The organism is Halobaculum sp. EA56 (assembly GCF_051195075.1).
In the GTDB taxonomy this organism is placed as follows: domain Archaea; phylum Halobacteriota; class Halobacteria; order Halobacteriales; family Haloferacaceae; genus Halobaculum.
On the sequence record NZ_JBNTJX010000001.1, the window covers coordinates 97,962 to 109,147 of the forward strand.

Here is an 11,186-nt window from a genome sequence, read left to right on the forward strand (position 1 = left end):
ACGCGGCGACCCAGCGTCGGCCGGCGCGACCGCGGTCGGTCGTCGCCCGCGGCGTCCGCGGCGGCTACGGCGACCCGGCGTCCGCGTTGCACCCGCGGACCCACTCGCCCAGGTCCAGACGCATCACGAACGCAGCCTCGCCGTCGCCGTAGTAGCCGGGGACGCGCCGGGCGGGCTCGAACCCCTCGTCCTCGTACAGCGCCTGCGCGCGGTGGTTCCCCTCGCGGACCTCGAGCTTCACGACGCTCGCGCCGGCGGCCGCCAGCTCCGACAGCGCCGCCCGGAGCAGCCGGCGGCCGAGCCCGCGCCCCTGCGCGTCGGGGCGCACCGCGATGTCCTTCACGTGGCCGATGTCGTGGCCGTGGTTCGGGGTCACGTCGCCGACGACGTACCCGAGCACGTCGCCCGTGTCGATGCGGGCGTCGGCGGGAGCGCCGTCGCCCTCGGCGACGAGGAACGCCGGCGCGTCGAGCAGGCGCTCGAAGGCGGCGTACGGCCACGGCTGGGCGAACACCGCCTTCTCGATGCGGAACACGCCGAGCAGGTCCACCCGCTCGACCGGCCGGATCCGCGCCTCGGCGTCCGCGTCGTCGCCGGCGGCGGACCCGCGCGAGGTTGTCACAGGCCGACATAGGGACTGCGAGGCATAAGCGCGGTGGCGGGGGAACCCGGGGGGCGACGGGCGACCGCTCAGTCGCCCTCCAGCCTGACGACCCGGTCGGCCCAGTCGCGAAGCGCGTCGAGGGCGTCGCGCTCCCGGCGGGAGACGGGGTCGTCGGTCCCCAACTCGTCGGAGTCGAAGGCGTTGCAGACGGCCGCCGACGCCCGGTCGCAGTAGGCCGTCAGCCGCGCGGGGTCGCCGGAGGCGTGCTGCAGCGGGATGGTCGCGTCGTTGACGAACACCGCCGCCGGGTCCGGCGGCGCGGCCTCGAACAGCCGGGCGGCCCGCGCGGCGTTGTCGGCGGCGAGTTCGACCGCCCCGGCGTCGGTGTCGCTCCCGGCCCGGGGCGCGTGCGCCGCGAGCACGCCGTGCCAGGCGCCGTCCGGGACCGAGGTGAACCGGGTCAGGCGCCCGCCGAGCACGCGCCCGTCGCGCTCGACTTCCGGGCCGAACTCCAGCACGACGACGCGCTCGGGGCCGTTGTCCGCGACCCAGGCGTCGAGCGCGCGGGCGGTCAGGCGGGTCTTGCCGACGTTCGAGGGTCCCGTGATCAGCGTCGACCCCGACAGCGGGAACGGGGGGGCCGCGCCCTCCCCGTCCGCGACCGCGGGGTCGTCGCTCGCGTCGGTGACGTCCGGGACGACGTCGTCTCCGCCGCCGTCGTCGCCCCCGGTCACGCCGGCCGCCCCCGGAGGTACTTCCCGGCCACGCCGCCGGTCGCCGCGCCGAGCACGAGCGCGAAGGCGACGACGAACGCCGTCATCGGGTCCGCGAGCCCGCCCCCGGCCCGCTCGACGACGAACCGTCCCGCGAGCACCGCGGTCACCCCGATCAGGACGAGGCCGCCGAGGTTCGCGAGCCGGGAGTTCGGCTCGGGGACGGCGCCGGGGTCGTTCAGCAGGTACAGGACCACCGCGAGCGCGAACGGCGTGCCGACGAGGCCGAACGCCAGCACCAACACGAGCAGCGGGAAGAACGCCCCGCCGACGAAGACGCCGCCCGCGCCGACAAGGGCGGTCGCCGCCAGCAGCGCCCGGTAGCGCCCGTCGGAGACGTCGGTCCTCCAGCCGAGTTTGTCGGCGAGGAGGTACGGCGGGACGACCGTGTTGCCGCCGAGCGTCGAGACGGCGGCGCCCCAGAGGCCGAGCAGGAACAGCCACTCCGCCGCCGGCCCCGCGAGCGGGCCGAGCGCCCGGGCGGCGCCAACCGCGGTCAGATCGCCGGCGGGAATCTCGCCCCGCAGCACGCCCGCGGCGACCAGGAAGATGGCGAGGCTGTAGACGCCGAAGGCGACGAGCATCGAGGCGCCCACGTCGACCGTCGCCAGCCCGTAGTCGTCGGCGGTCCACTCCCGCGCCCGCACCGTGTACGACTGCATGGTGACCAGCGTCACGTGGACCGCGCCGCCGAGGACGCCCGCGGCGACGAGCGCCCCGTCGACGCCGCCGGGGACCGTCGGGACCAGCCCGCCGGCCGCCGCCGCGGGGTCGACCGGGACGACCGCCAGCGAGGCGAGGAAGGCGACGACCACGGCGGAGACGAGCAGCTTCGCCCCGAGTTCGAGGACCCGGTACCCCCGGCCGGCGAGCCCGACCGCGAGAACCGCCGCCCACGCGACGCCCCAGAGGCGGGCGTCCACGCCTGTCACCGCCGCCGAGACGTCGGCGACCGTCTTCATGATCACTAGCTGCGCCAGCCCGGCCGCCAGCACCACGTCGGCGACCAGGAGCCACGCCCACCGCTCGCCCAGGCGGTCCTCGACGACGGCGACGATGCCCGCCTCCGTCAGGAGGCCGAGCCGCGTCGCGAGGTACTGCGCGAGCGCCCCGAGCACCGCCGAGAGGACGACGACCCACAGGAGCGCGTAGCCGAAGCTCGCGCCGGCGGTGAGGAGGCTCGCCATCGTCGCCGGCCCGGCCGCGACGGCGCCGGCCACCCACGTCGGTCCCATCTGGCGGAGGCGCTCGCCGATCCGTCCCCGCGCGACCGCCCGAACGTCGTGTCGCGTCTCGCCGCTCATGGGAACCCGGTCGACGCCGGAGCGGTATAATTACTCCGTAATACAACCGACTAACTACGCTCCGTCCGGCGCCGAAGTCAGTCGTCGCCTCCGCCGTCGGTCCGTGCCCCGGCGCCCGTCCCCGGGTCGTCGAGCCGGCGGATCGCCGTCGCGAGGCGGTCGAGGTCGAAGCGGCCGGGGGCGACCAGGGCCGCCAGCAGCGTCGTCGCCGCCGAGACGCCGGCCGCGCCCACGAACGCGACGAGGAAGCTCCCCGCCGGGAGCGCGTCGCCGAGGAGCGGGACCGCCGACAGCGGCCCCCGAACGACCGGCGCCGGGTAGAACGCCAGCCCGACGCCCGCGCCGAGGAGCCCGCCGGCGACGACGCCGGGCTCGCTCGCGCGCGGCGAGTACAGCCCCGCGAGCAGCGGCACCATCAGCGCCGCGCCGAGCAGGTCGGCCAGCAGGAACAGCCGGAGGACGCTCCGGGCGCGCAGGCTCACGAGGACGGCCGCGACGGCGACGACGACGGTCAGCCCGCGGGCCGCGAACGTGAGCGTCCGGTCGGAGGGCTCGTCGAGCAGCCGCGGCAGGTCGGCGGTGACGACGCTGGCGAGCGCGTTGAACAGCGTGTCGGCGGTGCTCGCCACGAGCAGCAGCGCCAAAAGCGTCACCGCGAGCACGAGCGCCTCCGGGAACGCCTCCAGGAGCAGGAGGAAGAAGCCGACGCTGGCGTTGTACTCGGGGCTCGTGGGGTCGACGACGAGGTCCACGTACCCCCGCGCGACGACGCCGAACAGGCCCGCCAGGAGCACCACGACGAAGTTCACGACCGCGGCGGTCGGGAACGCGCGCCGCAGGGTCGCGGCGTCCTCGGCGGCGTAGACGCGCTGCCACCACGTCTGGTTGAGCAGCTCCGCCCCGAGGATGGCGATGGCGACCCAGACGCCGAACCGCAGGCCGTCGAGGAACGTCGGGTCCACCAGCGTCGGGTCGGCGGCGACGACGCGCTCGTAGACGACGCCCGTCCCGCCGAGCGCGAGGACGGCGCCGACGGCGGTCGCCGCCAACAGCGGGAGGATCACGGCGGCCTGGACGGTGTCGGTGAAGATGCTGGCCCGGAGGCCGCCGTAGGCGGTGTACGCCAGGACGAACCCCCCGACGAGGACGGCCGTCTGCCACCGCGGCACCCCCGCGATCAGGTGAAACGCGCTGGCGATCCCCGTCAGCTCCGCCGCGAGGAAGACGAACATGTAGAAGACGCTCACGCAGAGCACGAACGCGTACATGACCGGGCCGTACCGGGCCAGCGCGTACTCGGTGAGCGAGTGCCCCTCGGGGATGAGCTCGCGGATCCGCGGGCCGAGCCGGGCGTACGCCAGCATCGGGAGCGCCTCGCCGACGGCGTACCCCAGCACCGCGGAGACCCCCCCGAACGCCGCCCCCGCCTCCGCGGGCGCCAGCAGGATCCACACGCCCATCACCGAGGCGACGAGCGTCGCCGTCGTCGCCCCGAGGCCCGCGGAGTCCCGGGCGGCGATGAAGTCCTCGACGCCCCCCACCCGCCCCCGGGCGTACCGGACGCCGAGCGCCGCGAACGCCGCCAGCGTCGCGGCCGTCAGCCCGAGCGCCGTCGCGGCGCTCACCACGGCGGTCCACCTCCCGTGCCGGTCGCGCGTCTCCCGTCGGCTGTCGCGTGCATCACCGCGGCCGTTGGACGGACGCCGTGATAAAACTTAGTTGTATCACTTGATTATACACCGCCCCGATTTATCGCCCGGCGGGGTCACGGGGGGGACATGTCGCTGGTGATGCCGAGCGAGCTCGTGGTCGACCGGTTCCTGCCGACGGTGCGGGCGATGCTCGCGCGGCGGCTGGCCGAGCGCGGGCTGACACAGGAGGAGGTCGCCGCCCACCTCGGGGTGACGCAGGCGGCCGTCAGCAACTACGTCGGCGGGGACACGACCACGGTCGCCCGGATCCGGGACGACCCCCGGACGGGGGCGACCGTCGACCGGATCGCGGACGGGCTGGCCGACGGGACGATGGACGGCTACGCGGCGCTGGCGGAGCTGCTGTCGCTCGTGCGGGAGTTCGAGGACCGCGGCCCGATCTGCGAGCTCCACGAGGAGGAGATGCCGGCGCTCCGGGGGGTGGGGTGCGACCTCTGCGTGCGCGGCGCGGACGCGGAGCTCCGGGCGGAGCGCCGGGCGCTCGAACGCGTCCGCCGGGCCGCCCGCGTGCTCTCGACGACGCCCGGGATGGCCCGCTTCGTCCCCAACGTCGGCAGCAACGTGGGGGAGGCGCTCCCGGACGCGACGGCGGTCGCGGACGTGGCCGCCGTCCCCGGCCGGGTGTACGCCGTCGGCGAGCGGGTGGAGGTGCCGGCCAACCCCGAGTTCGGCGCCTCCAAGCACGTCGCGACGGCGGTCCTCGCCGCCGGCGACGTCGACCCCGCGGTCCGGGGCGCGGTCAACGTCGCCACCGACGACGCGCTCCTCTCGGCCGCCCGGGACGCCGGCGTCGACCCCCTGGAGTTCGACGCCGACTACGAGGACCGGCGCGAGCGGCTGCGCGAGCGCTTCCGCGAGCGCGGGGAGGTGCCCGCGGTCGCGTTCCACCGCGGCGCCTTCGGCGTCGAACCCGTCAGCTACGTCTTCGGGGAGATGGCCGTCGACGCGGCCGAGCGGGCGGCCGCGCTCGTCGAGGCCGCGGACGGGTAGCTCCCCGGCGGTCGCCGCCGCCGGTCGCGCACCCCGGAGTCCCTGCGTCCTCTCAGGGCCCGGCCGTCCGCCCCGCGGTCACTCGTAGGCGGCGTCGAAGAAGGCCGCCTCCAGTTCGACGGTCCGGCGGAAGTGCCGCTCGACGCGGTCGCGGCGGCGGGGGGACAGCTCGGGGCCGACCGCGTCGAGCTGCCCGCGGAGCCACTCGACGGTGGCCGCGAACTCCGGCCCGTCGTGCAGGTCGACCCACTCGCGGAGGTAGAACCGGTCCGGGTCCCCGTCGACGTCGGTCGCCCACGAGAGATACGTCCACTCCGCGGGTACGAGAACCGCAAGCGTCTCGGCGTATCCCTCGCCGGCCGCCCGGCCGATCAGGTCCTCGAACGCGGCCGTCGGCGGCGCCCGCTCGGGGTCGGTCCGCTCCGCGTCCGGCACGTCGAGCGCGTCGAACGCCCGCTCGAAGTAGTCGTTCTCCTCGTCGGCGAGCACGCCGAGGAACGACGCAAGCCGCGCCCTGGCGGCCATGTCCGGCGCGTGCGCGACGGCCGCGCCGACGAGCCCCGCGAGCGAGTCGACGAACGCGTAGTCCTGCACGAGGTACCGCCGGAAGACGGCGTCGTCGAGCTCGTCGGCGCCGAGCTCGCGGACGAACCGGTGGTCGACGGCCCGCTCCCACGCCGGGGCGCACTCCCCGCGCAGCCGGTCGGTGAACCGGGTCCCGTCGCTCACAGCTCCCACTCCTCCCGTCGCCACGCGGCGTCCCAAAACCGGTACTCGTAGCGGGCCGAGGTGGCGAACAGCTCCCGGTAGCGTTCGCGGTCGGCCTCGCCTGCGTCGGCGGCCACGTCGTCCATGAGCGCCTTGCACCAGTCGGTGAGTTCGGTGAACTCCTCGCCCGCGTACGTCTCGATCCACTCGGCGTATCCCTCGTGGTCGGGAAGCCCGTCCGCCGCCAGGCGCTTCCCGGTCTCGTTGAACCCCCACATGCACGGCAGCAGCGCGGCGACCGTGTCGCCGAAGGTGCCGTGGGCGGCCGTCCGCACGAGGAAGTCCGTGTACGCGCGGGTCGTCGGCGAGGGCTCGGTCGCCTCCAGGTCCGCCTCGTCGATGCCGAACCCGGCGGCGTACTCGCGGTGCAGCGACATCTCCTCGGTCAGCGTCGACTCCAGTAGCTCGGCGAAGGTGGTCATCCGGTCGAGGTCGGGCGCCTTCGCCGCCCCCAGCGCGAACACGCGCGAGTACTCGATCAGGTAGCGGTAGTCCTGGCGCACCCAGTACCGGAACGGCTCCTCGTCGAGCGTTCCCTCCCCCAGCCGCTCGACCATCGGGTGCTCGCATATCGCCGTCCAGAACGCGTCGGCCTCGTCGGCGATCGAGTCCGTGAACGCCATGTCGGCCCCCTCGACACCCGACCGCAAAAGTGTTATGAGTCGGTTGTAAATGTGAGTTGTGAAATGATCCGCACCGATCCGACCCGTTCCCGACGGCAGGACTGGCCCCCGTCGACGCCGTGGCGACGGGGACGGAGGCGCACATGACGCGGCGACCGTCCCCGGACGCCCGGCCGGTCGGGCTGACGGTCGCCGGCTCGGACTCCGGCGGCGGCGCGGGGATCCAGGCGGACCTCAAGACGATGGAGGCCCACGGCGCCTTCGGCACGAGCGTCGTCACGAGCGTCACCGCCCAGCACACCCGCGGCGTCGAGTCGACGCACGTACTCCCCGTCGGGGAGGTGACCGCCCAGTTCGACGCCGTCGTCGACGACTTCGACGTGCGGGCGGCCAAGACCGGGATGCTGGCGACCGCGCCGATCGTCGAGGCGGTGACCGAGCGGGCGCGGGACCTCGACGCGCCGCTCGTCGTCGACCCGGTGATGGTGGCGGCCTCCGGCGACCGCCTGCTCGACCCCGAGGCCGAGTCGGCCTACGAGGACCTCGTCGCCGCGGCGACGCTCGTGACGCCGAACGCCGACGAGGCGGCCGTGCTGACCGGCGTCGAGCCGACCGACCGGGCGTCGATGGGCGAGGCCGGGCGACGGCTCGTCGACATGGGCGCCGACGCCGCGCTCGTGACGGGCGGGCACGTCGACGGCGGGGCGGGCGACGGCGAGGGGGGCGGCGACGAGGTCGCCGACGTGTTCGTGACCGCCGACGACGTCCGGACGTTCGTCCACCCGCGGGTCGACACCGACGCCACCCACGGCTCGGGGTGCACGCTCTCCAGCGCGGCCGTCGCCCGACTCGCGCACGGCGACCCGCTGTCCGAGGCCGTCGAGGCGGCCGTCGAGTTTCTCGCCCGGGCGGTGCGCTACCCCCTCGACGTGGGACAGGGACCGGGCGCGGTCCACCACCTCGTCGGCCTCCGGGAGGCGGCCGCGAGGGACCCCGTCCGGGAGGCCGTCGAGGGCGTCGTCGAGCGCCTCGTCGCCGCGGACGCGCGCCCGCTGGTCCCCGAGGTGGGGCTGAACGTCGTCGGCGCGACCCCGTACGCCGAGACGTCGGGAGAGACCGCGGCCGTGGAGGGGCGGATCACCCGAACCTCGTCGGGAGTTCGGGACACCCGCGGCGTCCGCTTCGGGGCCTCCAGCCACGTCGCCCGCTTGCTCCTCGCGGCCCGGGAGGTCGACCCGGCCCTCCGGTTCGGCGCGAACTGTCGCTTCGACGACGACGTCGAGGCGGCACTCGCCGATCTGGGCTGGGAGGTCGTCGAGTTCGACCGCGAGGCCGAACCCGACGCCGGCGGCGGGACGATGGACTGGGCCGGCCGGCGGGCGCTGGAGGCGGCCGACGGGACGCCCGACGCCGTGGTCGACCGCGGCGCCGTCGGCAAGGAGCCGATGGCGCGCGTGCTGGCGACCGACGCGGAGGAACTCGCCGACGACCTGGCGGAACTGGCGGACGCGCTGCGCTAGGTCGCCTTCCGGATGGAGCTATGTGGAGAAGTGGCTGTTTCGAACGTACTGGCGGTGCGGACAAGCGGCCGTACCGCGAGCGAGGGCCGTCAGGCCCGAGCGAGCGGCCCTTTTGGCATGAACGGGTTTTCGCCGAGCGGTTCCCGCAGCGCGCCGCGAAGCGGCGCGCGAGGAAACCCGAGGCGAAAAGAGGTTCCTCTAGTCGTCAGCGGGCGCCGCGCCGCTGCCGGAGTCGTGCTGCTGCTTCGTCCACGAGAGCTTCCCGCCGGCCGCGAGGATCTTGCGCTCGCGCTCGGAGGCGTCGAGGTGGGCGGTCGCCTCCCAGTCGTCGTTCACGCGGATCGTGAACTCCTCGGCGCCGTTGCGGACGCCCTCGCCCACGTCGTCGACGATCTCGACGTCGTCGCCCTGCTCGATCCGCTCGTACGTCTCCTCGTCGATGGTGAGCGGGACGAGCCCGAAGTTGAACAGGTTCGCCTTGTGGATGCGGGCGAAGCTCTGCGCGAGGACGCCCTCGATCCCGAGGTACATCGGGCACAGGGCGGCGTGCTCGCGCGAGGAGCCCTGGCCGTAGTTCTCGCCGGCGACGAGGAAGCCGCCGTCGGCCTCCAGCGCGCGGTCGGCGAAGGTGTCGTCCACCCGCGAGAGGGTGAACTCCGAGAGCTTCTCGATGTTCGAGCGGAACTTGAGGATGTCCGCCGTCGCCGGGATGATGTGGTCGGTCGTGATGTTGTCCTCCATCTTCAGGAGCGCCTCGCCCTCGATGTCCGAGGCGAGCTCGTCCTTCAGGGGGACGTCGCCGATGTTCGGCCCCTTGATGAGGCTGTCGTCGACGGCCTCGTCGGGGCTGATGATGTCCGGGTCGGACTCGCCCATGCCGGGGCCGTACTTCGTGCCCATCTCGAAGCCGGGCGCCTCCAGGTCGCCCAGCTCGTCGGCCAGGTCGCGCGGGTCGACGATCTCGCCGGCGATGGCCGCCGCCGTGGCGACCTCGGGCGAGCACAGGTACACCGAGTCGTCCTCGATGCCCGAGCGGCCCTCGAAGTTGCGGTTGAACGTGCGCAGCGAGACGGAGTCGGAGGCGGGCACGTGACCGATGCCGATGCAGGCGCCGCACGTCGCCTCGGAGAAGTTCACGCCGGCCGCCATCATCTCGGCGGTCCAGCCCTCGCGGGCCAGCATCTCGGAGGCCTGCTTGGAGCCGGGCGCGACGATCATCTCGGTCTTCTTGGCGACCTCGCGGCCCTCCAGCATCTTCGCGCCGGGGAGGATGTCCTCGTAGGCGCCGTTCGTACAGGAGCCGATGATGACCTGCTCGACGTCCGTGCCGGCGACCTCGCGGACGGGCACGACGTTGTCGGGCATCGACGGCGTCGCGATGAGGGGTTCCAGCTCCGAGAGGTCGACCTCGATCGTGTCGGCGTACTCGGCGTCCTCGTCGGGCGAGAGGTCGACGTACTCCTCCTCGCGGTCCTGGCGCGCGAGCCAGTCCTTCGTCTTCTCGTCGGTCGGGAAGATGGAGGAGGTCGCGCCGAGCTCTGTCCCGAGGTTCGTGATCGTCGTGCGCTCGGGGATGGTGAGCGTCTCGACGCCGGGGCCGGTGTACTCCAGCACCTTGCCGACGCCGCCCTTGACGGTCAGCTCGCCCAGCAGGTGGAGCGCGACGTCCTTCGCCGTCGCCCACTCGGGGAGCTCGCCCTCGAGCTGGACGTTGACGATCTCGGGCATCTCGACGTAGTAGGGGCCGCCGCCCATCGCGACGGCGATGTCGAGGCCGCCCGCGCCGATCGCCAGCTGGCCGAGGCCACCGGGCGTCGGCGTGTGCGAGTCCGAGCCCAGGAGGGTCTTGCCGGGCGCCGCGAAGTTCTCCTTGTGGACCTGGTGGCAGATGCCGTTGCCGGGCCGCGAGAAGTACGCGCCGTAGGTGCCGGCCGCCGAGCGGAGGAAGCGGTGGTCGTCGGTGTTCTTGAAGTCGAACTGGTACGTCTGGTGGTCACAGTACTGCGCGGCCAGTTCGGTCTGGACCTCGTCGAGGTCCAGCGCCTCGAACTGCAGCCAGACCATGGTCCCCGTGGTGTCCTGCGTGAGGACCTGGTCGATCTCGATCCCGATCTCCTCGCCGGGCGTCAGCTCGCCCTCGACGAGGTGATCGTCGAGGATCTGCTCCGTGATCGTCTGTCCCATATCGTCCGCGTATCGACTCCCGGCGGATATAAATCCGGCGAGTTCCCACCCCGACGTTCGTGAAGGACCGCCGCTCCGTCCGGTAATTATTGCGCACGGCACTCGGATTCGGGACGAAAACTGTCCGAACGATCGAACGTTCGCGGCGACGCTTGACGGCCGGACCCGTCCCCGCGGCGACGGCTGTCGACCGGCGGGCTTTTCGGTCGGCCTGCATCTCTCTCGGGCATGTTCGAGTCCGGCGCGACCGTCGCGGAGTACCTGGACCCGGTCGAGGACGACCAGGTGCAGCCGAACGGCGTCGACCTGACCGTGGAGTCGCTGTACGAGCAGACCGCCCCCGGCCGGATCACCCGCGACGGGAAGCGCGTCGGCGAACGCGCCGAGGTCGACCCGGAGGACGGACTGTACCGCCTCGACCCCGGCGCGTACGTCCTGACGTACGGTGAACGCATCCGGGTCCCGGACGAGCACGTCGGCTTCGTCTACCCGCGCTCGACGCTGTTGCGCAACTCCTGCATGCTCAACACGGCCGTCTGGGACGCCGGCTACGAGGGGCGCGGCGAGGGGTTCCTGCAGGTGGGTCACCGGATCGAACTCGAACCGGGCGCGCGCGTCGCGCAGTTCGTCCTCGCCGCCGCCGACCACGTGGGCCGCTACGACGGCACCTACCACGGCGAAGGGTAGCGGCGCGTCGGAGCGTGCCGT

10 protein-coding genes are annotated in these 11,186 nt (G+C 73.6%); 3 read left to right on the forward strand and 7 right to left on the reverse strand.

Features of this window, described 5'->3' with window-relative positions:
* Window positions 1–64: 64 nt before the first annotated feature.
* The 4 genes from rimI to ACQUQ1_RS00465 form a co-directional block, all read right to left on the reverse strand.
* Window positions 65–622 (reverse strand): ribosomal protein S18-alanine N-acetyltransferase, encoded by a 558-nt coding sequence (gene rimI, locus ACQUQ1_RS00450; RefSeq protein WP_435062137.1) that lies wholly within the window; start codon window positions 620–622, stop codon window positions 65–67.
* A 68-nt stretch (window positions 623–690) separates the two neighbouring features.
* Window positions 691–1,230 carry a hypothetical protein gene (locus tag ACQUQ1_RS00455; RefSeq protein WP_435062801.1) on the reverse strand — a complete coding sequence of 180 codons (540 nt, stop codon included), beginning with the start codon at window positions 1,228–1,230 and terminating at the stop codon, window positions 691–693.
* Window positions 1,231–1,334: 104 nt separating this feature from the next.
* Complete coding sequence (locus tag ACQUQ1_RS00460) at window positions 1,335–2,681, reverse strand: divalent metal cation transporter (RefSeq protein ID WP_435062138.1); 1,347 nt, start codon at window positions 2,679–2,681, stop codon at window positions 1,335–1,337.
* Window positions 2,682–2,758: 77 nt separating this feature from the next.
* Entirely contained in the window at window positions 2,759–4,309 is a 1,551-nt protein-coding gene (locus tag ACQUQ1_RS00465; protein ID WP_435062140.1) for a sodium:solute symporter family transporter, read from the reverse strand.
* Between the two features lie 150 nt (window positions 4,310–4,459).
* Here ACQUQ1_RS00465 and ACQUQ1_RS00470 point away from each other — a divergent pair, with 150 nt between their 5' ends.
* Window positions 4,460–5,383 (forward strand): thiamine-phosphate synthase family protein, encoded by a 924-nt coding sequence (locus ACQUQ1_RS00470; RefSeq protein ID WP_435062142.1) that lies wholly within the window; start codon window positions 4,460–4,462, stop codon window positions 5,381–5,383.
* A gap of 78 nt (window positions 5,384–5,461) precedes the next feature.
* Here the strand turns inward: ACQUQ1_RS00470 and ACQUQ1_RS00475 are convergent, their stop codons facing one another.
* Together ACQUQ1_RS00475 and tenA are read right to left on the reverse strand one after the other, a co-directional pair.
* Entirely contained in the window at window positions 5,462–6,112 is a 651-nt protein-coding gene (locus tag ACQUQ1_RS00475) for a TenA family protein (RefSeq protein WP_435062144.1), read from the reverse strand.
* On the reverse strand, window positions 6,109–6,774 hold the full coding sequence (gene tenA / locus ACQUQ1_RS00480) for a thiaminase II (RefSeq protein WP_435062146.1): 666 nt from the start codon (window positions 6,772–6,774) through the stop codon (window positions 6,109–6,111). Before tenA ends, ACQUQ1_RS00475 begins: the two co-directional genes overlap by 4 nt.
* 143 nt (window positions 6,775–6,917) lie before the next feature.
* Here tenA and thiD point away from each other — a divergent pair, with 143 nt between their 5' ends.
* A complete protein-coding gene (thiD, locus tag ACQUQ1_RS00485) occupies window positions 6,918–8,294 on the forward strand; it encodes a bifunctional hydroxymethylpyrimidine kinase/phosphomethylpyrimidine kinase (protein WP_435062148.1) in 1,377 nt (458 codons plus the stop codon).
* 198 nt (window positions 8,295–8,492) lie between these two features.
* Here thiD and ACQUQ1_RS00490 read toward each other — a convergent pair whose 3' ends face one another.
* Complete coding sequence (locus ACQUQ1_RS00490; protein ID WP_435062150.1) at window positions 8,493–10,478, reverse strand: aconitate hydratase; 1,986 nt, start codon at window positions 10,476–10,478, stop codon at window positions 8,493–8,495.
* A gap of 228 nt (window positions 10,479–10,706) precedes the next feature.
* On the opposite strand from ACQUQ1_RS00490, the gene ACQUQ1_RS00495 reads away from it, so the two are divergent.
* Entirely contained in the window at window positions 10,707–11,165 is a 459-nt protein-coding gene (locus ACQUQ1_RS00495; protein WP_435062152.1) for a deoxyuridine 5'-triphosphate nucleotidohydrolase, read from the forward strand.
* Window positions 11,166–11,186 lie beyond the last annotated feature (21 nt).

Bases quoted from the DNA above. Each gene is read 5' to 3' on its own strand.
- ACQUQ1_RS00460 (WP_435062138.1), bottom strand. From the start codon at position 2,681: ATGAGCGGCGAGACGCGACACGACGTTCGGGCGGTCGCGCGGGGACGG.
- ACQUQ1_RS00470 (WP_435062142.1), top strand. From the start codon at position 4,460: ATGTCGCTGGTGATGCCGAGCGAGCTCGTGGTCGACCGGTTCCTGCCG.
- tenA (WP_435062146.1), bottom strand. From the start codon at position 6,774: ATGGCGTTCACGGACTCGATCGCCGACGAGGCCGACGCGTTCTGGACG.
- thiD (WP_435062148.1), top strand. From the start codon at position 6,918: ATGACGCGGCGACCGTCCCCGGACGCCCGGCCGGTCGGGCTGACGGTC.
- ACQUQ1_RS00490 (WP_435062150.1), bottom strand. From the start codon at position 10,478: ATGGGACAGACGATCACGGAGCAGATCCTCGACGATCACCTCGTCGAG.
- ACQUQ1_RS00495 (WP_435062152.1), top strand. From the start codon at position 10,707: ATGTTCGAGTCCGGCGCGACCGTCGCGGAGTACCTGGACCCGGTCGAG.